The sequence below is a fragment of the Neobacillus sp. BF23-41 genome, from assembly GCF_041106275.1.
The window spans coordinates 159,034-178,669 of sequence record NZ_JBGBPR010000011.1 but is presented as its reverse complement, the minus strand read 5'-3'; the positions used below and the strand labels follow the sequence as shown (position 1 = coordinate 178,669).

General features: G+C 37.7%; 23 protein-coding genes, 1 pseudogene and 2 riboswitches. Of the genes and pseudogenes, 15 read left to right on the top strand and 9 right to left on the bottom strand.

What is annotated here, in order from left to right; genetic code table 11:
- Nucleotides 1–156: 156 nt before the first annotated feature.
- The 4 genes from AB7942_RS17855 (at nt 157) to pssA (ending at nt 4,356) form a co-directional block, all read left to right on the top strand.
- The gene (locus AB7942_RS17855) at nt 157–1,689 is read left to right on the top strand and encodes a carboxypeptidase M32 (protein WP_369447910.1); all 1,533 of its coding nucleotides are present in this window, start codon (nt 157–159) and stop codon (nt 1,687–1,689) included.
- A 292-nt stretch (nt 1,690–1,981) separates the two neighbouring features.
- Nucleotides 1,982–2,770: a TerC family protein gene (locus AB7942_RS17850; RefSeq protein ID WP_369447909.1), complete on the top strand. Its 789-nt coding sequence runs from the start codon at nt 1,982–1,984 to the stop codon at nt 2,768–2,770.
- A 193-nt stretch (nt 2,771–2,963) separates the two neighbouring features.
- Nucleotides 2,964–3,635, top strand: a complete 672-nt coding sequence (locus AB7942_RS17845) for a phosphatase PAP2 family protein (RefSeq protein ID WP_335713130.1) — start codon at nt 2,964–2,966, stop codon at nt 3,633–3,635.
- Between the two features lie 94 nt (nt 3,636–3,729).
- A complete protein-coding gene (gene pssA, locus AB7942_RS17840) occupies nt 3,730–4,356 on the top strand; it encodes a CDP-diacylglycerol--serine O-phosphatidyltransferase (protein ID WP_251026664.1) in 627 nt (208 codons plus the stop codon).
- A gap of 66 nt (nt 4,357–4,422) precedes the next feature.
- On the opposite strand, the gene qoxD is transcribed toward pssA, so the two are convergent.
- Genes qoxD through qoxA form a run of 4 tightly spaced genes read right to left on the bottom strand, consistent with a single transcriptional unit; the run spans nt 4,423 to nt 8,239 of the window.
- The gene (gene qoxD, locus AB7942_RS17835) at nt 4,423–4,716 is read right to left on the bottom strand and encodes a cytochrome aa3 quinol oxidase subunit IV (RefSeq protein ID WP_335439850.1); all 294 of its coding nucleotides are present in this window, start codon (nt 4,714–4,716) and stop codon (nt 4,423–4,425) included.
- On the bottom strand, nt 4,716–5,321 hold the full coding sequence (gene qoxC / locus AB7942_RS17830) for a cytochrome aa3 quinol oxidase subunit III (protein ID WP_088086838.1): 606 nt from the start codon (nt 5,319–5,321) through the stop codon (nt 4,716–4,718). Before qoxC ends, qoxD begins: the two co-directional genes overlap by 1 nt.
- Nucleotides 5,311–7,287 carry a cytochrome aa3 quinol oxidase subunit I gene (gene qoxB, locus AB7942_RS17825; protein WP_088086839.1) on the bottom strand — a complete coding sequence of 659 codons (1,977 nt, stop codon included), beginning with the start codon at nt 7,285–7,287 and terminating at the stop codon, nt 5,311–5,313. The genes qoxC and qoxB overlap by 11 nt, the downstream gene beginning before the upstream one ends.
- Nucleotides 7,277–8,239: a cytochrome aa3 quinol oxidase subunit II gene (gene qoxA, locus AB7942_RS17820; protein ID WP_088086840.1), complete on the bottom strand. Its 963-nt coding sequence runs from the start codon at nt 8,237–8,239 to the stop codon at nt 7,277–7,279. The genes qoxB and qoxA overlap by 11 nt, the downstream gene beginning before the upstream one ends.
- Nucleotides 8,240–8,613: 374 nt before the next feature.
- Between qoxA and AB7942_RS17815 the strand changes: the two genes are divergently transcribed.
- Nucleotides 8,614–8,916 carry an iron-sulfur cluster assembly accessory protein gene (locus AB7942_RS17815; RefSeq protein ID WP_369447908.1) on the top strand — a complete coding sequence of 101 codons (303 nt, stop codon included), beginning with the start codon at nt 8,614–8,616 and terminating at the stop codon, nt 8,914–8,916.
- 62 nt (nt 8,917–8,978) lie between these two features.
- Here the strand turns inward: AB7942_RS17815 and AB7942_RS17810 are convergent, their stop codons facing one another.
- From AB7942_RS17810 to AB7942_RS17800, 3 genes are read right to left on the bottom strand one after another with little or no spacing between them, the layout of a single operon-like run.
- On the bottom strand, nt 8,979–9,401 hold the full coding sequence (locus AB7942_RS17810; RefSeq protein ID WP_369447907.1) for an Hsp20/alpha crystallin family protein: 423 nt from the start codon (nt 9,399–9,401) through the stop codon (nt 8,979–8,981).
- A gap of 12 nt (nt 9,402–9,413) precedes the next feature.
- Complete coding sequence (locus AB7942_RS17805) at nt 9,414–9,656, bottom strand: spore germination protein (RefSeq protein ID WP_088086843.1); 243 nt, start codon at nt 9,654–9,656, stop codon at nt 9,414–9,416.
- Between the two features lie 20 nt (nt 9,657–9,676).
- A complete protein-coding gene (locus AB7942_RS17800) occupies nt 9,677–9,943 on the bottom strand; it encodes a spore germination protein (RefSeq protein ID WP_088086844.1) in 267 nt (88 codons plus the stop codon).
- Between the two features lie 216 nt (nt 9,944–10,159).
- Between AB7942_RS17800 and AB7942_RS17795 the strand changes: the two genes are divergently transcribed.
- Nucleotides 10,160–10,915, top strand: a complete 756-nt coding sequence (locus tag AB7942_RS17795; RefSeq protein ID WP_369447906.1) for a Cof-type HAD-IIB family hydrolase — start codon at nt 10,160–10,162, stop codon at nt 10,913–10,915.
- Between the two features lie 122 nt (nt 10,916–11,037).
- Nucleotides 11,038–11,238 (top strand): cold-shock protein, encoded by a 201-nt coding sequence (locus AB7942_RS17790; protein ID WP_088086846.1) that lies wholly within the window; start codon nt 11,038–11,040, stop codon nt 11,236–11,238.
- Between the two features lie 124 nt (nt 11,239–11,362).
- Here AB7942_RS17790 and AB7942_RS17785 read toward each other — a convergent pair whose 3' ends face one another.
- Both AB7942_RS17785 and AB7942_RS17780 read right to left on the bottom strand, forming a co-directional pair.
- Nucleotides 11,363–11,560 carry a YwbE family protein gene (locus tag AB7942_RS17785; protein ID WP_088086847.1) on the bottom strand — a complete coding sequence of 66 codons (198 nt, stop codon included), beginning with the start codon at nt 11,558–11,560 and terminating at the stop codon, nt 11,363–11,365.
- Nucleotides 11,553–11,756, bottom strand: coding sequence for a hypothetical protein (locus AB7942_RS17780; RefSeq protein ID WP_369447905.1), 204 nt, complete (start codon nt 11,754–11,756; stop codon nt 11,553–11,555). Before AB7942_RS17780 ends, AB7942_RS17785 begins: the two co-directional genes overlap by 8 nt.
- Nucleotides 11,757–12,155: 399 nt before the next feature.
- Here AB7942_RS17780 and katA point away from each other — a divergent pair, with 399 nt between their 5' ends.
- The 8 genes and pseudogenes from katA to AB7942_RS17740 all read left to right on the top strand — a co-directional run bounded on the left by katA (nt 12,156) and on the right by AB7942_RS17740 (nt 19,636).
- Nucleotides 12,156–13,616 carry a catalase KatA gene (gene katA / locus AB7942_RS17775; RefSeq protein ID WP_369447904.1) on the top strand — a complete coding sequence of 487 codons (1,461 nt, stop codon included), beginning with the start codon at nt 12,156–12,158 and terminating at the stop codon, nt 13,614–13,616.
- Between the two features lie 144 nt (nt 13,617–13,760).
- Nucleotides 13,761–14,285 (top strand): CBO0543 family protein, encoded by a 525-nt coding sequence (locus tag AB7942_RS17770; protein WP_369447903.1) that lies wholly within the window; start codon nt 13,761–13,763, stop codon nt 14,283–14,285.
- 140 nt (nt 14,286–14,425) lie between these two features.
- On the top strand, nt 14,426–14,896 hold the full coding sequence (locus tag AB7942_RS17765; RefSeq protein ID WP_088086851.1) for a GyrI-like domain-containing protein: 471 nt from the start codon (nt 14,426–14,428) through the stop codon (nt 14,894–14,896).
- 162 nt (nt 14,897–15,058) lie between these two features.
- A riboswitch (FMN riboswitch) is annotated at nt 15,059–15,207 on the top strand.
- A 148-nt stretch (nt 15,208–15,355) separates the two neighbouring features.
- Nucleotides 15,356–16,015: a riboflavin synthase gene (ribE, locus tag AB7942_RS17760; protein ID WP_369447902.1), complete on the top strand. Its 660-nt coding sequence runs from the start codon at nt 15,356–15,358 to the stop codon at nt 16,013–16,015.
- A gap of 59 nt (nt 16,016–16,074) precedes the next feature.
- Nucleotides 16,075–16,698, top strand: a pseudogene (gene ribB, locus AB7942_RS17755) (3,4-dihydroxy-2-butanone-4-phosphate synthase); the annotation flags it as partial.
- Between the two features lie 26 nt (nt 16,699–16,724).
- On the top strand, nt 16,725–17,195 hold the full coding sequence (gene ribH, locus AB7942_RS17750) for a 6,7-dimethyl-8-ribityllumazine synthase (RefSeq protein WP_214716906.1): 471 nt from the start codon (nt 16,725–16,727) through the stop codon (nt 17,193–17,195).
- A gap of 59 nt (nt 17,196–17,254) precedes the next feature.
- A riboswitch (cobalamin riboswitch) is annotated at nt 17,255–17,447 on the top strand.
- A gap of 196 nt (nt 17,448–17,643) precedes the next feature.
- The gene (locus tag AB7942_RS17745) at nt 17,644–18,609 is read left to right on the top strand and encodes an ABC transporter substrate-binding protein (RefSeq protein ID WP_369447901.1); all 966 of its coding nucleotides are present in this window, start codon (nt 17,644–17,646) and stop codon (nt 18,607–18,609) included.
- Entirely contained in the window at nt 18,575–19,636 is a 1,062-nt protein-coding gene (locus AB7942_RS17740) for a FecCD family ABC transporter permease (protein ID WP_369447900.1), read from the top strand. The genes AB7942_RS17745 and AB7942_RS17740 overlap by 35 nt, the downstream gene beginning before the upstream one ends.

Sequence of the window (19,636 nt, the reverse complement as noted above, 5' to 3'; positions counted from 1 at the left end):
CATTTATCGACAGTATTTATGTTTCTATGAATTTTTTGTCTATAAAAAAATTTCTAATTTTTTCCCATATTTGAAATTTTAATTTATAATAAATTGGGATGTGGTTGTTTTCTTGAACGAACATCTATAGAAACATGATTAGGAGGTCTGTATATTATGGAACAGAAAGTGATAGATCCAGCTGTACAAAGAGTAATAGCTCAATTTAAGGGTTTGGATGAAAAAATCACCCATTTTTCAAGTATCATCGGTTTGGCTGATTGGGATCAAAAGGTCATGGCACCGAAAAAAGGTAGAAGTATCTTTGCCAAGGCAACTGGCACACTAAGGACGGAAATTTTTAAACTCTCTGTCTCTCAGGAAATGGGCGACTTGCTAGCGGAACTAACTCTTCCTGACAACTTTGATTTATTAGACGAAGTAACAAAAGCAAAAGTTAGAGAATATAGAGCGTACTACCAAAAATCGAAGAGCATACCTGCTGACCTTTTTCAGGAATATAGCATTCTAACAGCACAGGCAAATGATGCCTGGGAAAAGGCTAGGGAAAACAATGATTTTGCCAGCTTCCTGCCCTATTTAGAAAAAATCGTTGAGTACAAACGGAAATTTGCTGAAATATATGGATATGTTGACCACCCATACGATGCGCTCTTGGATGAATTTGAACCTGGATTAACGGTAAAGAGACTGGATCCGCTATTTGCCAAGTTAAGAGATTCTAGTGTTAAACTATTAGAACGTATTCAACAAAAGGGAAAGCGGACACAGGCGGAAATTTTTGATCAATCGTTTGCAATTGAAAGACAAAAAGAATTTAATCGCTTTATCTTGCCTATCATTGGTTTTGACCTTGAGGCAGGCAGGTTGGATGAAACGGTCCATCCGTTTGCCCAAACCGTTAATACTGGAGATGTACGGTTAACAACTCGTTATTTAGAAAGAAACGTCCGGTCCGCACTATTCGGTACAATTCATGAAGCGGGTCATGGAATCTATGAACAGCATATCAACCCTGATTATGAGGAATCCGTTCTCCAAAGCGGGGCATCTTTCGGAATCCATGAATCGCAATCGAGGTTTTTAGAAAATATGGTCGGCCGCAGCAAGGCTTTCTGGACATACTTTTACCCTAAACTGCAGGAGTATTTTCCGAAACAGCTCGAAACTATTTCTGTGGATGAATTTTATCGGGCGGTTAATAGTGTGAAACCCTCATTTATCCGTGTAGAAGCGGATGAGTTAACGTATAATTTGCATATTATGCTTCGTTATGAAATCGAAAAGGCATTAATAAGCGGTGAGATCGAAGCGAAAGACCTTCCGACTGTCTGGAACCAGAAAATGCAGGATTACCTTGGTGTAACACCAAGTACTGACTCAGAGGGCGTACTCCAAGATGTTCATTGGTCATTTGGCGGTATTGGTTATTTTCCGTCCTATTCATTAGGAAATCTCTATGCAGCGCAGATCCTCGTGACGATTCAAAGAGAACTTCCAGAATTCTACAACCATATCGAAAATGGCAGATTTGACCTGATTCAAGATTGGTTAAAAGAAAATATTCATCAGTACGGTAAGCTTTACACCCCAAATGAATTGATTGTAAAGGTAACGGGTGAGGAATTAAACGCCGAATACCTTGTCGAATACCTTGAGAAAAAATATGCAGAGGTTTACGAATTGTAACTATTTAAGTTTATTAAACATGTAAACTCACATTGACAATAAACTTGAATTATATTATAGTATGATTAATTAAATATTTCCTTTTTAAAGGGGAGTAGCTGCTACAATAAAGTCGTCATTCCGAGAATTCAATTCTCCGGCTTTATTGGCAACATTTACGTTGTTAGCAAGACCTTTACTTTACTGTAAAGGTCTTTTTGTGTTTTTTTAGGCCTTTACTGTAACCAGTAAAGGCCTATTTTTATGGCGTAAGGGAGTATTAAAAAAACACACTTTTGAGGAGGAAACATTCATGGACTTCACTCTGTTACTCGAATACGGCTGGGTGTTAATTATCTTGGTGGCATTAGAAGGTCTGTTAGCTGCAGACAACGCTTTAGTACTCGCAATTATGGTTAAGCAATTACCCGAGGAAAAACGTAAGAAGGCATTATTTTATGGTTTAGCCGGAGCCTTTGTGTTCCGCTTTGCTTCCTTGTTCGTGATTTCATTTCTTGTTGATGTATGGCAGGTTCAAGCAATTGGGGCTCTTTATTTACTGTTTATGGCTGGAAATCATATATTCCGTAAGGTAATCCAAGGGAAGGCAGCAGAGGATAAAGAGGAAAAGGAAGGAGCGAAAAAAAGCAGCTTTTGGATAACTGTATTAAAAGTCGAAGTGGCTGACATTGCTTTTGCGGTTGATTCGATTCTTGCTGCGGTCGCGATGGCGGTTGCTTTACCAGACACTCCACTGCCTAATATCGGCGGTCTGGATGGTGGTAAATTCTTAGTTATTTTCGCCGGCGGGATTATTGGTCTAATTATTATGAGGTTTGCAGCAAATCAGTTTGTAAAGCTTTTAGAAAAACGTCCAGGTCTGGAAATTGCAGCTTTTACGATTGTTGGCTGGGTTGGTGTGAAGCTTGCAGTTTACACCTTATCACATCCTGCTTTGGCTATTCTAAGCGAGGAATTTGCGCATTCAATGGGATGGAAAGTAACCTTTTATGTTGTGTTGGTAGGTATTGCTGCCGCAGGCTGGTTTTTCTCAAAAGACAACAGCACAGAACCAATGAGAAAAGAACAAGAGACTTTATAATTATTAATTCTGTTTAATACTAATAAAAGGCAGATTAAAAAGTTCTGCCTTTTATTAGTATTCCTATCTTAGAACATACTTTTTTAAGATACTTTTCAAAGACTCAGTGATAGTATAGACGGTAAAGGCTTAAACTAAGAGCATCTTATTATCGTACAATCACAAATCCTTTTTGCCTGAGAGGTTTGATTTTATGAATTTAAAAACATATCTTGTTATTGCCTTTAGCATTAGTACTGTTTCCATAATTGGCTTTAGTTTGATATCCTTATTGATAAGTGATCAGAAAATCATCTATTTTGACCGTACGGTAATTGATATGGTCCAAGGGTCTGAAACATTGGTTCTTACAAATGTGATGAAATTTTTTACGTTTATTGGTTCTGCCCCTTTTGTCATTGTTCTTAGTCTTTTTCTGTTATTTTTTCTCTATAAAGTACTTCATCATCGCTTGGAATTACTATTGTTTGCTGCGGCAATCACGGGATCTGCGATATTAAATGGTATCTTAAAGCAGTTTTTTCAAAGAGTCCGTCCTGATTTCCATCGTTTAATTGATATTGAAGGCTATAGTTTTCCAAGTGGACATGCGATGAATGCTTTTACGGTTTATGGGATTCTTTCTTTTTTATTATGGCGTCATATTCCAAGCAGGTTTGGCAGAGGTGTGTTAATCTTCGTAAGCATGGTAATGATTTTAGCAATTGGAATCAGCCGAATCTATTTAGGTGTCCATTATCCAAGCGATATAATTGGCGGCTATTTTGCAAGTGGGTTCTGGATTACAACAGCGATTTTGTTTTTTCAATATTACCAAGAGAAACGTTATAATAAGAAGAAACAACGAGAAAAGGGTATTGCATGATTATCTTAATTAGTATGGAGTGATACATATCATCAGAAACAGTATTCCTAATTTATTTACAATTTCTAATTTATTTTTTGGATTTTTATCAATTATGTATTCTGCGCAAGGGGATTACAAAAACGCAGCCATTTTAATTTTAATAGGGATGATGCTCGATAGCATGGATGGGCGAATTGCAAGAATGTTACGGGTGGATAGTGAATTGGGGAAAGAATTAGACTCTTTAGCGGATGTAGTTACCTTCGGGGTGGCCCCTGCAATGATGGCATATTATTCCTACTTCTCTGAATTTGGGGTAGCAGGCATGGCCATTTCTGGTCTATTTCCTTTATTCGGTGCCTATCGGTTAGCACGGTTTAATATTAATGCGGTCAAATCATCCAATAAGTATTTTACTGGTGTCCCAATAACGGCCGCAGGAGGATTGTTAACACTTCTTACCTTGTTCCACGGGAAAATGCCAGCGATTATCCTTCCTTTTGCCTTTTTTATTCTGTGCTACTTGATGGTTAGTACCATTAAAATTCCTAGCCTAAAGGATATCCCGCTGCCAAAATACGGAATTATCGTCACACTATTTTTGGGATACGCCATATACCTTGTCTTTAAAAAAGAACAGCACCGCTTTCCATACTTCATATACGTAGCAATACCGCTTTATATAGCTTTTATTGGCTACCAATTAGTTCGGAACAAAAGAAAAAATAGTCCAAAATAAAGAAGGGTGTCAGGCACCATGTGAAATTTTCACATGGTGCCTGACACCCTATTTCTATTTCCTTACTTACATTCCAAACGACATGACCCAAATGGATCCAGCAACGGTTACGAAGGCAATGAAGAAGCCGTAGATGACGTTGATGATCTGGGATTTTCCGTCTTCCCCTTCGTTCATATGCATGAACATATAAAGTTGAAGAGAAGCCTGGATTACAGCTAAGGAACCTATAATCCAGAGTATTGTTTTAAAAGGAAGATTGGTTTTCAGTGCCACACCAAGTGCAGCAAAGGTTAGTACTAATGACATGATGAAACCTAACACGTGTGTAAGTGGAAACCCTTTGGTATTTTTAGCCATTATGACACCATCCTTGCTAAATACACAAATGTGAAAATAAAAATCCATACAACATCTAAAAAGTGCCAATATAAACCGATAATAAATGTTTTACGGGCAGTTACAGGTGTTAAACCTCTTTTTAATATTTGAATAATCACCATTGTTGCCCAGCCGATACCCATGCTCACGTGCAGTCCATGTGTACCAAGTAATACAAAGAAGCTAGATAGAAAAGCACTAGTTTGCATTGTTGCTCCTTCGTGAACATAATGGATGAACTCCGTTATCTCCATGAATACGAAGCCAGCACCAAGTAGAAGGGTAATAATAAACCATAATAATAGACCATTACGATTATGGCGACGCATCTCATAGATCGCAAGACCGCAAGTAAAACTACTTGTTAATAAAAGGATGGTTTCGATCATTACATCTTTTATTTCAAAAAGGTCCTTTGGTGTGGGACCACCAGCATACCTTGCATTTAATACAGAAAAGACCGCAAAGAGAGTTCCAAAGAGGACAATCTCAGCTCCTAAGAAAATCCAGAATCCTAGAATATTCATCCGGTTCTGTTCAGTTTGATATTCGAGTGGTAAGGCTGTGTTTACATTAGCCGACATGGCTGTTCCCCCCTTTATCGACGTTACGCCATGCTTTTTCCGTTTCCTTTATTTCGTCAACTGTAACATGGAAGCCATCGTTATAATCGAACGAACGAATGATTAACCCAATAATTATTCCAACAGTGGCTACAAGAGCCGCAATTTTCCATTCAAAGACAAGGAAGAACCCGGCGATGCCAAAGATAACCCCCATATAGATTGGTAAGCCGGAATTACTTGGCATATGGATTTCTTTAATTTCGTCGTCTTTCAGGGTCAATCCTACGTTATCCTTTTTCATATACCAGAAGGCATCAACAGATTTCACTTCAGGTAATTTCGCAAAGTTATAGAATGGAGGGGGTGAAGCAGTAGCCCATTCTAAGGTTCTTGCATCCCATGGGTCGTTTGAAATATTACGGTCCGCATAGCGTGCACTCCAATAAATGTTATAGCAAAGAGCACCAAATCCGATAGCTAAAATCACTGCGCCAATGGTAGATAACATGAATAATGGTGCATAGCCTGATTCAGCTGAATACGTGTATGAACGGCGGACAGCACCGTTTAAACCTAGGAAAAACATCGGCATAAACGTTAAGTTAAATCCAATCGTAAAGAACCAGAAATGAATTTTACCGATTTTTTCATTTAGCATATGTCCGAACATTTTTGGCCACCAGTAATATAACCCGGCAAACACCGCAAACACAACACCAGGAATTAACACATAGTGGAAGTGAGCGACAAGGAATAGGGTATTGTGATATTGATAATCTGCAGCACCCATGGCAAGCATTACCCCAGTTACACCACCAATGATAAAGCAAGGAATGAATGCAAGCGCCCACAGCATCGCTGTTGTAAACTCGATTCGACCTTTTCTCATCGTGAATAACCAGTTAAACATTTTGACACCCGTTGGAATAGCAATCATCATCGTCGTAATGGAGAAAACAGAGTTGACTCCTGGTCCGGCTCCCATCGTAAAGAAGTGGTGAACCCAAACAAGCATACTTAATAACGCAATTCCAACAATGGAGAATACCATTGATTTATAACCGAACAGCATTTTTCTAGAAAAGGTTGAAATAACCTCAGAGAACATCCCAAATGCTGGAAGAACAACGATATATACTTCAGGGTGACCCCATAACCAGAATAAGTTGGCCCACATCATATCCATACCGCCACCGCTTAAGGTGAAGAAGTGCGTTCCAAAGATCCGGTCAAAGGTCATCAAGGCAAGTGCAACAGTGAAAATTGGAAAGGAAGCCACAATAATGACAGATGCAATGAATGAAGTCCAAGTAAACATTGGCATTTTCATTAGTGTCATACCTTTAGTTCTCATTTTTAAGATAGTTACGATAAAATTAATTCCTGTCATTAACGTACCAATCCCGGCAATTTGCAGGGCAATAGCGTAATAGTTATTTCCGATCCCAGGAGTAAATTCTTTACCTGCAAGAGGGAAGTAGGCTGTCCAGCCGGCATCCGGGGACCCTCCAATAACAAACGAAATATTAAACAACATAGCACCACTAAAGAACAACCAGAAGCTTAGAGCGTTAAGTTGAGGGAATGCCACGTCACGCGCGCCAATTTGCAGCGGGATTACCACGTTCATTAAACCAATTAATAATGGCATTGCCGCAAACAAAATCATGATCACACCGTGTGTGGTAAAAATTTCATTGTAATGCTGCGCATCTAAAAATTTCATCTCTGGACGAGAGGTTTGAGCCTTCATTAAAAGACCATCTACGCCTCCCCGGAAAAACATCAGCACACCAGAAAGGATGTACATAATCCCAATTCGTTTATGATCAACGGTTGTTAACCATTCTCTCCAAAGCCATTTCCATTTCTTTAAATAGGTAACCCCTGCTACAATTCCTATCATTGTTAATAGAATAGCAATCTGAGAACCTAGTATTAATGGGTTGCCGACAATAAAAAAGTCATGCCAATTAATGCCCATCGTGCTCACCTCCATCTGATTTTTCGCCCATGTCCATAGAATGCCCATTTGTTTCTTTCTCTTTAAAAATCTTTCCTTTGACGCCATGTACTTCGTACAATTCAGGATTTGTATAAGTTTTAGAATTCATATCAGCATGATTTACCCAGGCTAGATGAGTTCCAAGGAATGTTTCACGACCTAAGTGTGTAGGTTTTAGAAGTTGATTGTATTTCTTTTCTGTTAACTTAGGGGCAGTATCTTTGACATCCTTAACCCACTTTTCAAAGGCTTGCGGGGATTTCGCTTCAACTGTAAATTCCATTTCTGCATATCCCTTGCCGTTAAAGTTTGTATTTCTACCTAGAAATTCTCCAGGCTTGTCTGCTGTGAGATACAACTCTGTCTCCATTTTGTTCATGGTATACTTTTGACCACCTAAAGCAGGAACCCAGAACGATTGCATTGTACCAGCAGAGGTTAACTTAAACTGTACCGGAGTGCCAGCAGGAATATTCACATAGTTCACTGTCTCGATCCCTTGTTCTGGATAGCTAAAAATCCACTTCCAATCAGCTGATGTTACATTAATGGTAATAGGTTTTTTATTTTCATACCCGGCAGGTACTTTCTCTAATTTATATATTGTTTTAACAGTAGGAATCGTTAAAGCAATGACAATCAGAATAGGAATGACAGTCCAAATAATCTCTAATTTTGTACTTCCGTGTTCTTCAGGCGGTTCGTAATCTGCATTTTCAGGTTTCGCACGATATTTCCAAATGATATATCCAAATAAACCGAATACAACGACAACCACCAACAGCATAAAAATAAGTGACCAGTTAATTAATTCTAGAATGTCACGTGCGGCAGGGCCTTTTGGATCAAAGACGACCATATTCGTACAGCCGCTTAAAAGTAAAGTTGGTACTAAAGCTAACAGTGGAATGATGTAGCTTTTTTTAAACATGAATATTTCTCCCTTCTAGAATGTTCATTTTTTGATATGATTATCGTGAATTCATTCACAAACAAAACAAGACTAATTCATTCCTTCATTGTAATAGATGTAAGAATTTAAATTAATTATCATTTAATATTAATTAGTCTGTATGTATTTCCTAAAATCTATATTATCAACATTGCTGTGATGTTAATATAGGTTTTTGGATTAAATTGTGACAAATTTGTTAAGGTTTTAAAATCCCTTACTAGGAAAAATTAGGTAAGTTGATTTTACAAAAAGTGCATTTATGACTTTTGTTGTTTCAAAGCTAAACATTGTCTATTTTGGATTTAAAGTGGGATAATATAAAGGAATACATAGATAGAGGAGAGTAAAAAATGAAGGTAAAAGTTAATCGGAATGCAGCAAAAGCATTGAAGAAAATGATGGAACAAGAAGAGGCACAAGGGAAATTGTTTCGAGTATATGTGACAAGTATCCACGGAGACCACGCCCATTATGAATTAAAGCTTGATACACCAACAGAAAACGATGTAGTGGTTACAAGTGATAAAGAAATTGACTTTATTCTTGATAAAAATGATCCGACATTAAATAATATCTGGATTCAATATTTCCAATTACCAAAAGAAGAATGGCTAATTACCAACCCAACAATGGGCGTTCATCATCACCATTAATAAAACAAGAAAAAACGCTTGTGAGTTCACTGCGTTTTTTTTGTGACTATTTTCTTTTCTTTCTATTGACTATTATTTAACACACTTTTTCGAGGATATGATATATGAAGTAGTCCATTATAAATTTGTGTTTGCATTAAATGAACATATGTTGGTTCTGGAAGTTCAATTACACGTTCAAAATCACCATATATTCGCTCTCTTTTCATTTCCATTTCAAATGGTAGAACCGGCTTTATTCTGCCATTAATTTTTAAATGTGTATTTGTGATTAAGTTAATTGAAAGATCTTCTTGATTTACTCCAGGTATTTCAAAAATAATAAAGTAATAATTTTCATTTTGATATATATCAAATTTTGGATTACATACCGCTTCTCTAAAAAATTCATCAGGATGTTTTTGCTTAAGTACACTAGACCAAAAATTGCTCTCTCTATATTCATTTGTAATCTCTAGCCATTTTCTCATTTTTTCTATATCCATCTTACTACTCCTTTAAATTTGATTGGCGATAGGCATAGAAGGGTTAGCTATTTGATCCTGATCACTAATATCTGGATCTATATTGCCTGAGTTCATAAGAGAAGAAGCAGGTGAAAAATCACCTAAAGAAAAATTTGCTCCGACAAATTTACTATTGGCAGTATGGCTGTTATGCACAGTGGGACCTATATCAACATTTCCGTTTTGCGTAGCTCCATTAATCTTAAAATTTAAAATATTTATTTGAAATGGCATATCATATAACCCCTATAATGTTAGATTGGTAGTACAGGTTGAATGGGTTTATTTACATTAGCAACATCAGTAGTTCCAATTGAAGTTTGATCATTGACGTCAGGATCATTTAATAGGTTTTCCATCATTGCCTCAGTCGGTGAAGTGTCTCCATATGAAGCATTAATTCCTTGTGATTTAGTATTGGAAGTGGGACTATTATGAGATGCTTCCCCTATAGTTATGGAACCATTACCCGAAATACTATTGATTTTTAAATAATATAAATTGATTACAACCGATGGCATCTTTAAACACCTTTCTATCCTTTGGCTTATGGGTACTATATGCGATGGTGTGCCTATTTGTTACTTAATGGTTGTTGTATTAGAAATGTTTTGGATTTCACTTGACTCTTCTTTGTCTACCGTAAATATATTATGTAAACTTAATTATTTGATTAATTTTTAGTAATGGTGTTAATCTTATAGATGGAAAAGTAAGAAGGGAGCACTTTAATACATATGGATAATTTTAAAAATGATGTTGAAATCAAATTAGTAGCACTTGATATGGATGGCACACTATTAAATAATAAAGGCCAGATATCGGAAGCAAATCGCCAGGCAATTAAAGCAGCAAAGGACAAAGGAGTTTTTGTCGTACTAAGTACTGGACGTTCTGTGATTACTAGTCGAGAGCATGCTGATTCATTGGAGCTAAATTCATATTTGGTAACGGTAAATGGAAGTGAGATTTGGGATGAGAAACGGGAACTAGTGGAAAGGAATTTGGTTAAATCGGAGCTGGTTGAGTGGATGTGGGGGTTAACGCAACAGCATAACACAAAATTTTGGGCGATTAGTACCGAGCGTAATTGGCATAATGAAATGCCGGCTGACCTACATACACTGGAATGGATGAAATTTGGCTTTAATATCGATGATGACGCAACAAGAGCACTAATCTTTAATGAATTACAGGCTAAAGGTGAATTTGAATTAAGCAATTCAACCCTGAAAAACATTGAAGTAAATCCAGCTGGAATTAATAAAGCGAAGGGACTTGGGATTGTTTGCAGCCGATTGGGTTTGGAAATGAAAAATGTTATGGCCGTAGGAGATAGCCTTAATGATTTAGCAATGATCAAAGCTGCTGGTTTGGGTGTAGCGATGGGAAATGCTCAGGATACGGTAAAGGAGTCTGCGGACTGGGTAACAGCAACCAATGAAGAAGATGGTGTAGCGCAGGCAATCCGTAAATGGGTGCTGTCAAAATAAAATATGGACGATAAAATTTTTAGGAATTAGTTTGGTATATGCAATCCATAAATGGGTAAAAATAATTAGGCAAGTCAATTTGCAATTTACATGTAATTGTTACATGCTAGGAGGCTACAAAAATGGAACATGGTAAAGTAAAATGGTTTAACGGTGAAAAAGGTTTTGGATTCATTGAGCGTGAAGGTGGAGAAGATGTATTTGTTCACTTCTCAGCTATTCAAGGCGAAGGATACAAAACATTAGATGAAGGTCAAGAGGTTACGTTTGAAATTGAAAGTGGTCAGCGTGGACCACAAGCAGTAAACGTCCGTAAAGCATAATGACCCGCCGATAAAACAGGCCCAAGCATTTGGGTCTGTTTTTTATTGGAAAAACCGTTCTGTGTGAACAATGAATGAGCGTCCCATTTACAAAAAACCCTCTACATAAATGTAGAGGGTTGGTTTAACGATTGATTTCCTTGACTCTGCCAACTTGACCATCCGTTAGCCGTACTTTAATTCCATGAGGGTGAAAACTTGACTTGGTCAATATATCCTTAACAGTCCCCTCAGTGAGTTTCCCGCTTCTTTGATCTGCTTTTAGGACTATTTTGACTAAAGTCCCTGGGACAATGTCTACTCTATTTTGACCACTAGACACCCATTTTTCTCCGTGAATTACTTACTTTTTTAGTCTGCTGGCTTTGCAGCTTTTTAGTTGCCTGTGAGCTATTCGAGCTTGAATTCCCAGCGGCTGATTTGTTTTTCTTATTTTCCAGCTGTTGTTTCATCGCTTCCTGCAGACTTATTTTCTTCTTAGGTTCTTCCTGTGGATTGGTTTGGTTTATATCACTCATAAAAAATCCTCCTATTATAGTGTTAACTACATTATAAGCTATTTTCGTCCAAATTAAAATTTAACCATTAATTCTTTAACTTGCCTTAAAATGTTCATATTCTTTAAAATATTCTTATAAACAATCATACTAAAATATGGTAGAATGAACATGAGTGACGTCCGCGGACAATTTTAATCACAACTAAGGGCTTACTAACATTAAAATAAAAATTTTTTGGACGTTATTTCTCATTTTTGGAATAACGTCCTTTATTTTTAATACCTATGTAATAGTGGGTACATGTTATCCTGTTGATAATCAATACTAATTTATAATAATTATAATTTAGTATTGATTTTAATAAGATTTATATTATAATTTGTTTAAGCTTTAAAAAATAGTTTACGAGGTGATCAAATGGGTAATGGTAACAAACACTTAACTACAGGAAATGGAGCACCAGTCGGTGATAATCAAAATTCTATGACGGCTGGATCACGTGGACCAACATTGATTCAAGATGTACATTTACTAGAGAAATTGGCTCACTTTAACCGTGAGAGAGTTCCTGAGCGTGTTGTCCACGCCAAAGGTGCCGGAGCACATGGCTATTTCGAAGTGACAAATGACATGTCAAAATATACAAAAGCAAAATTGTTTAATAGCGTTGGAAAACGTACACCTATGTTTATTCGCTTCTCAACTGTTGCAGGTGAACTTGGTTCAGCTGATACAGTTCGCGATCCGCGTGGCTTTGCTGTTAAGTTTTATACGGAAGAAGGAAACTATGATTTAGTAGGGAACAACACGCCAGTCTTCTTCATTCGCGATGCGATTAAATTTCCTGATTTCATTCATACTCAAAAAAGAGATCCAAAAACCCATTTGAAAAATCCAACTGCAGTTTGGGACTTCTGGTCACTGTCACCTGAATCCTTACACCAAGTTACTTATTTAATGGGTGACCGAGGACTTCCAGCAACACTTAGACACATGAATGGCTATGGCAGCCATACCTTTAAATGGGTTAATGCGGATGGAGCGGCAGTTTGGGTCAAATATCACTTTAAATCCGAGCAAGGTGTTAAGAATATGGCACCAGAGCTTGCTGGTAAGTTAGCTGGTGATAATCCTGATTACCATACGGAAGACTTATTTCATGCAATTGACAAGGGTGACTTCCCAGCATGGAGACTCCATGTTCAAATCATGCCTTTTGAAGATGCTGAAACGTATCGCTTCGATCCGTTTGATGTCACAAAGGTATGGTCACATAAGGACTACCCATTAATCGAGGTTGGACGCATGGTGCTCAACCGTAATCCAGAAAACTATTTTGCAGAAGTCGAGCAGGCCACATTCTCTCCTGGAACAATGGTCCCTGGTGTTGAGGCTTCGCCGGATAAAATGCTTCAAGGCCGACTATTTGCTTATTCGGATGCCCACCGCTATCGTGTAGGACCGAATCATAATTTGCTTCCAATTAATCGTCCAAAGGTAGAAGTAAATAACTATCAACGTGATGGGGCGATGCGTTCCGATCATAATGGTGGTGGTTCGGTTTACTATGAGCCAAACAGTTTTGGAGGACCAAAGGAAGAACCTGAAAATAAACAAACTGCCTTCCAGGTTAATGGACTTGCTGAACAAGTAGCCTATGATCAAAATGACCACTACACACAAGCCGGTGATTTATATCGCTTAATGTCAGCAGACGAGCGGGCCCGCTTAATTGAAACAGTTGTAGGCGCAATGAAGCCAGTTGAGAGGGATGACATAAAGCTTCGTCAAATTCAACATTTCTACAAAGCAGACCCAGAATATGGTGAGAAAGTAGCTAAAGGGTTGAATCTAGCTATTCCTCAAGAGGTAAAGTAACTATTAAACTAGTAAAGGCCGTTCATTTAGTTGAGCGGTCTTTTTTCATGTAGTGAATTCAGAGGATTACGGTTATTCCTTATCGTGTTATAAATACCAATTAATTGGAAAAAATAATAACAATAAGTGATAAGGAGCCTGCTCGTGAATCTTAACTTGATGTATGGTGCGATATTTATTTTTTCAGCAATAAAATGGGGCGATTGGAAAAATTGGAAATCTTATTATCCAACCTTTCTCTTTTTAATGGTAGGTGATTTGGTTTATCAATTTTTATTTTATAAGCATAGTATGTGGGAATATGTACCTGTAAGAAGTGATAAAAGCTGGGCTAAGCACACCCATATTGCTTTTTTGATTATGTTAATTAAGTATCCTGCAACTATTAGCATGTTCCTTGGTAATATGCCCAAGGCAGCATGGAAGAAACTAGTGTTTATCCTATTCTGGACACTTCTCTATACGATTAATGAATTCACTGATTTGAAATTAGGTGGAATAGTGCATAAAAATGGCTGGAATTTAGGCTGGTCAGCTTTTTTTAGTTTCGTCATGTTTATTGTTTTAGATGTTCATTATAAAAAGCCGCTTTTAGCTTGGATTCTTTCTGCTATCTTTGCTACTTTCCTGTGGAATGTTTTTAAGATACCACAAAGTATTCTAAAATGAATCGTCCTCCACTAACCTATTTTAGGGTGCTTTTTGCATTTTTTGAAATAAATTTACTGATTTGGTCGAAATATATATGCAGGATTTATAGGGCTAAGATTAGAATTATATTAATATGATGATTCAAAAGGGGGATTAGCATGAGTATCCAGGTAATAGAAAAAGAAGAAATGAAAGTTGTTGGGATTTCATGGAATGGAACTTACTCACAAATCAGTACACTTCCACGTCTTTTTCAAGAAATGGTTAATCGACTAGAAGAAGTATCCTATCAAACGAAAGAACCTGTCTTGATTGCACCTTTTCATAGCCGGGAAACAGAGTTCACCTATTATGTAACAACGCCCGTAGAAAAAATTGACGAAATTCCCGATGGTATGGTTGGATTTACGATTCCAAGTAAAAATTATGTTTTTGCTACTCATAAAGGACCGCAAGAGGAAGTCCAAAATACATATCAACAAATATATGCTTTGATGAAAGAATATGGCTATGAACAGGATCACAATGCATTAAGCATTGAAGTATATAAAGAAGAGCATAAACATCTGTATGCTTCTGGGGAGCTTCACTTTGATATTTATTTACCAGTAAAGACTTATAAAGAGTAAACTAATTCTTTCAATGGAAGCAAGCTAAGGGAAGAAGCAATCACCTTAGCTAATGGATTTTATGTGAAATAATAATCAAATAATTTTAGTATGAAAATACTTTTTAGTGCGTTTCCCTTTACTGTTACAATAGAGTATACTATCATTAATTTAAGAATTGTATATTTCCTTCGGGGTCAGGTGAAATTCCTAACCGGCGGTGATGAAGCGTTGCTTCTTAGTCCGTGACCCGGTTAACATATTATTGTTAAACGGTGGATCTGGTGAAACTCCAGAGCCGACAGTTAAAGTCTGGATGGGAGAAGGAAAAGACAGGATTAAGGGTAGGGTGTAGTGTACCTATTTTTAACCCTTTATTTTCTATTGTCTTTTACAGGACCCTGAGGACTTATTGTCTTCAGGTTCTTTTTCATTTTAGCGTAAGAATTTAAGTGGAACCATAGTAAGGAGAAGGAAATTATGTTTACTGGAATTATTGAAGAAATTGGAGTAGTCGCGAACATCCAGCGGACAGGTGAGTCGTTTGTGTTAGCCATTGAAGCAAAGAAAATACTAAATGATGTTCACCTTGGCGATAGTATTGCGGTCAACGGGGTTTGTCTAACGGTGACATCCTTTACGGGAAAGTTATTCACGGTAGATGTTATGCCCGAAACGGTCAAAGCTTCAAGTTTAAATATGGTTAAGCGGGGTTCCAAAGTAAATCTTGAGCGGGCGATGGCAGCAGGTGGAAGGTTTGGCGGTCATTTCGTCTCTGGACATATCGATGGAACTGGCATAATTAAAAGTAAACAGTCTTTCGAAAATGCGGTTTACTATGAGATTGAAGCGGAGCAGAACATATTAAAATATGTCATCTTAAGAGGATCTATCACGGTAGATGGGACAAGTTTGACTGTTTTTGCGGTAACAGAAAATAGTTTTACAATATCGATCATCCCTCATACATTATCGGAAACGATTTTGGGATTAAAAGGGTCAGGGGATATCGTTAATCTAGAATGCGATATGATTGGTAAATACGTTGGTCATTTTATCAAAAACCTTTCAAGTGATACAGTGGAAAAGCGTAAGACAGGGATAACTGCACAATTTTTAGCAGACAATGGCTTTAATTAAATGATGGTTGGAAAAGTCTAGTTTTAATTGGTTTGTAATTTTGAAAGGAGAGATGTGGCGTGTTTAATACGATTGACGAAGCTCTTGCTGATTTAAAAGTAGGAAAGGTTGTTATTGCCTGCGATGATGAGAACAGGGAAAATGAAGGGGACTTTATTTCTCTTGCTGAAAAAGCAACGCCGGAGGTTATAAATCTTATGGCCACTCACGGAAGAGGTCTAATCTGTGTTCCCATTGACGAGGCATTAGCTCAAAAGCTCGACTTACATCCAATGGTTTCCAAAAACACGGATCCAAATCGAACAGCTTTTACCGTAAGCATTGACCATAAATTTTCTACCACTGGCATTTCTGCATTTGAACGTTCAGCAACGGTGTTGAGTATGGTCGACCCGGAATCAAAAGCATCTGATTTTTTAAGACCAGGGCATATGTTTCCGCTAATTGCTAAAAAAGGCGGAGTCTTGAGCAGAACGGGGCATACAGAAGCAGCTGTAGACCTTGCAATTTTATGCGGTGCCAAACCTGCTGGTGTCATTTGTGAAATCATGAATGACGACGGAACGATGGCCCGTGTCCCCCAACTGCGCAAAATTGCTGATAAGCTAAACGTTAAAATGATTACGATAAAAGACTTAGTAGAATACCGAAACAACAAGGAAAACTTAGTTAAGCGGGAAGTTTAAAATCAAATTTAGGAGGAATATTCATGGGTAATATTTTTGAAGGAAATTTAGTTGGCTCAGGATTAAAAGTTGGAATCGTGGTTGGACGTTTTAATGAATTTATTACAAGTAAATTATTAGGCGGTGCACAGGATGCTCTCAAAAGACATGGCGTCAGCGAGACAGACGTGGATATTGCCTGGGTACCAGGTGCATTTGAGATTTCATTAATCGCCCAAAAAATGGCTAATAGTAAAAAATATGATGCAGTTATCACGCTTGGCACAGTCATTCGCGGCTCTACTCCACATTTTGACTTTGTTTGTAATGAAGTGGCAAAAGGTGTTTCTGCAATCAATTTAAGTAGTGGTATTCCGGTTATTTTTGGAGTGTTAACCACGGATTCTATTGAACAGGCAATTGAGCGTGCTGGGACAAAGGCGGGTAACAAGGGATGGGATGCCGCTTCGGCTGCAATTGAAATGGCCAATTTGTGCAGAACGATTGAACTATAATCTTATAGCAAAAAAACATGTACAATTCATAGCAACTTTTCTATAATGAATTTAACAAAAAATATTTTTAAAAATTAGGTGCTAAAATCTTTTCGAAAGATTTTCAGCTTAAAAGGGAAGTTTGGTGTAAGCCAACGCGGTCCCGCCACTGTAAATGAGAGCAACCTATATTGTGTCACTGTCGAATATGATGGGAAGGCATAGGAAGCGATGATCATGAGCCAGGAAACCTGCCTAATTCTTGTGCGCCAATAAACCTACGAGGATGGGACGGTGTTGAAGTCTAGACTCTTTTTACTTTTTGCTAGTAACCTGAATCTACTCATACCAACATCTCCATATCACAGTGGAGATGTTTTTTATTGTTAATATCCAAGCTATATTGTTTGGCACAAGGTGGATTTATTTTTTGTCACATACTTTTATTACATAGAAAGCAGGGAGAAAAATGAAGAAGTTGTATTCATTGCTGTTAGTAGTATTATTAACAGTAGGAGTTTTAGCAGGTTGTGTTGAAAAGAAAGACCAAGTGAAGGAAGAGAATAAATCCAGCGTTGAGAAGAAAACAGCGGAAATAACATATCCTGTTACACTTACAGATGCTACCAAAACTAAAGTTATTATCGAAAAGAAACCTGAAAAGATCGTTTCACTAATTCCAAGTAATACAGAAATTGCATTTTCATTAGGACTTGACAAAGAAGTGGTGGGCGTGTCTGATTTCGATAATTATCCGGAAGCAGCGACGAAAAAAGAAAAAATCGGCGGACAGGAAATAAACTTAGAAAAAATCATTTCCTTAAAACCAGATTTAGTGCTAGCACATGAATCGTCCGCTCATAATTCTGAAGCAGGGCTTCAGCAGCTTAAAGATGCCGGAATTACCGTTTTGGTTGTTAATGATGCGCAAAATTTTGACCAAGTTTATGATTCCATTGATATGATTGGGAAAGCTACCGGTGAAACAGCGAAAGCCGATGAAATGATTACAGGGATGAAGGATAAATTGGCCGAAATTAAAGCAAAGGCTGGGGAAATAAAAGAAAAGAAAAAGGTATTAGTTGAGGTTTCACCGGCTCCAGAAATTTATACACCTGGAAAGAATACCTTTATGGATCAAATGCTAAGTTCGATTAATGCTGAAAACATTGCAAATGATCAAGAAGGCTGGATTAAAATTGATCAAGAGGCGATGATTAAACGAAATCCTGATGTTATCGTCACAACATATGGGTACTATGTGAAAAATCCGGCAGAACAAGTTTTAAGCAGAAAGGGCTGGGAAACAGTCAACGCTGTAAAAAATAAGAAAGTAGTCGATGTAGATTCTGATCGAGTAACTCGGTCAGGCCCTAGGATCGTTGAAGGAGTAGAAGATCTTGCAAAGGCTGTCTATCCTGAAATTTTTAAATAACAAGTATACAGCCTATATAATAGCTGGAATTTTCCTATTCCTAGCTATTTTATTAGGTATTTCAATAGGAACAGTTTCGGTTCCAATGTTAGCCATTATTAAGATTATCAGCGCTAAATTATTTGGGGTTATTCCATTGGAGACAATTGACCCTATGTATTCGAGTATAGTTCTAAACATTCGCTTACCCAGAGTGATATTATCAGGCCTTGTCGGGGCTTCTCTTGCAATTGCAGGGGCAGCCTTTCAAGGACTGCTCAGAAACCCGTTAGCCGATCCCTATACATTAGGTGTATCTTCAGGGGCGTCTGTGGGTGCAGTTTTGACTCTGTTTTTCCATCTATCGATCCCTTTTATCGGTTCCTTCACACTACCATTGCTTAGTATTCTTTTTTCCTTTTTAACCATCTTTTTAGTCCTCGCTTTCGCCAGTAAAATAGAGCGCTCCATGAGAGTGGAAACGATTATTTTAACAGGGATAATTTTTAGCTCGTTCTTAGGGGCAATAATTTCGCTGATGATTGCGCTGACCGGGGATGAGCTCCGGCAAATTATAGGCTGGCTATTAGGAAGCGTTTCGATGAGAGGATGGGAGTACATAAAGATCATTTTGCCATTTTTTATCATTGGCTCATGCCTGCTGATTTTTAATTCAAAAGAACTAAACGCCATGTCGTTTGGGGAAGAGCGGGCACAGCATTTAGGGGTCAATGTTCAAAAAAGAAAGCTAATTATATTAACAGCTGGCTCTATTTTAACAGGAGCGGCGGTTGCGGTGTCAGGCACCATTGGTTTTGTCGGGCTTGTGATTCCTCATTTATCAAGATTATTATGGGGGCCCGATCACCGGCATCTCCTTCCTTTATCGATCATAACTGGAAGCGGTTTTTTAATCTTAGCTGATCTAATTTCAAGAACAATCATATCTCCTACAGAATTACCCATTGGTGTTATCACTGCTTTAATTGGTGCACCGGTATTTGCAATAATCCTGCTCCAAAGAAAAAGGATGGAAAGAAGTGGTTAG

What these genes read in the sequence shown, in the direction of transcription:
- qoxC (WP_088086838.1), bottom strand. Translation starts at nt 5,321, where the DNA reads ATGTCGGCTAATGTAAACACAGCCTTACCACTCGAATATCAAACTGAA.
- qoxB (WP_088086839.1), bottom strand. Translation starts at nt 7,287, where the DNA reads ATGGGCATTAATTGGCATGACTTTTTTATTGTCGGCAACCCATTAATA.
- ribE (WP_369447902.1), top strand. Translation starts at nt 15,356, where the DNA reads ATGTTTACTGGAATTATTGAAGAAATTGGAGTAGTCGCGAACATCCAG.
- qoxD (WP_335439850.1), bottom strand. Translation starts at nt 4,716, where the DNA reads ATGGCTAAAAATACCAAAGGGTTTCCACTTACACACGTGTTAGGTTTC.
- ribH (WP_214716906.1), top strand. Translation starts at nt 16,725, where the DNA reads ATGGGTAATATTTTTGAAGGAAATTTAGTTGGCTCAGGATTAAAAGTT.
- AB7942_RS17745 (WP_369447901.1), top strand. Translation starts at nt 17,644, where the DNA reads ATGAAGAAGTTGTATTCATTGCTGTTAGTAGTATTATTAACAGTAGGA.
- AB7942_RS17850 (WP_369447909.1), top strand. Translation starts at nt 1,982, where the DNA reads ATGGACTTCACTCTGTTACTCGAATACGGCTGGGTGTTAATTATCTTG.
- AB7942_RS17780 (WP_369447905.1), bottom strand. Translation starts at nt 11,756, where the DNA reads ATGAGTGATATAAACCAAACCAATCCACAGGAAGAACCTAAGAAGAAA.
- AB7942_RS17800 (WP_088086844.1), bottom strand. Translation starts at nt 9,943, where the DNA reads ATGCCATCGGTTGTAATCAATTTATATTATTTAAAAATCAATAGTATT.
- AB7942_RS17805 (WP_088086843.1), bottom strand. Translation starts at nt 9,656, where the DNA reads ATGCCATTTCAAATAAATATTTTAAATTTTAAGATTAATGGAGCTACG.
- AB7942_RS17810 (WP_369447907.1), bottom strand. Translation starts at nt 9,401, where the DNA reads ATGGATATAGAAAAAATGAGAAAATGGCTAGAGATTACAAATGAATAT.
- AB7942_RS17845 (WP_335713130.1), top strand. Translation starts at nt 2,964, where the DNA reads ATGAATTTAAAAACATATCTTGTTATTGCCTTTAGCATTAGTACTGTT.
- pssA (WP_251026664.1), top strand. Translation starts at nt 3,730, where the DNA reads ATGTATTCTGCGCAAGGGGATTACAAAAACGCAGCCATTTTAATTTTA.
- AB7942_RS17795 (WP_369447906.1), top strand. Translation starts at nt 10,160, where the DNA reads ATGGATAATTTTAAAAATGATGTTGAAATCAAATTAGTAGCACTTGAT.
- AB7942_RS17765 (WP_088086851.1), top strand. Translation starts at nt 14,426, where the DNA reads ATGAGTATCCAGGTAATAGAAAAAGAAGAAATGAAAGTTGTTGGGATT.
- katA (WP_369447904.1), top strand. Translation starts at nt 12,156, where the DNA reads ATGGGTAATGGTAACAAACACTTAACTACAGGAAATGGAGCACCAGTC.
- AB7942_RS17790 (WP_088086846.1), top strand. Translation starts at nt 11,038, where the DNA reads ATGGAACATGGTAAAGTAAAATGGTTTAACGGTGAAAAAGGTTTTGGA.
- qoxA (WP_088086840.1), bottom strand. Translation starts at nt 8,239, where the DNA reads ATGTTTAAAAAAAGCTACATCATTCCACTGTTAGCTTTAGTACCAACT.
- AB7942_RS17815 (WP_369447908.1), top strand. Translation starts at nt 8,614, where the DNA reads ATGAAGGTAAAAGTTAATCGGAATGCAGCAAAAGCATTGAAGAAAATG.
- AB7942_RS17855 (WP_369447910.1), top strand. Translation starts at nt 157, where the DNA reads ATGGAACAGAAAGTGATAGATCCAGCTGTACAAAGAGTAATAGCTCAA.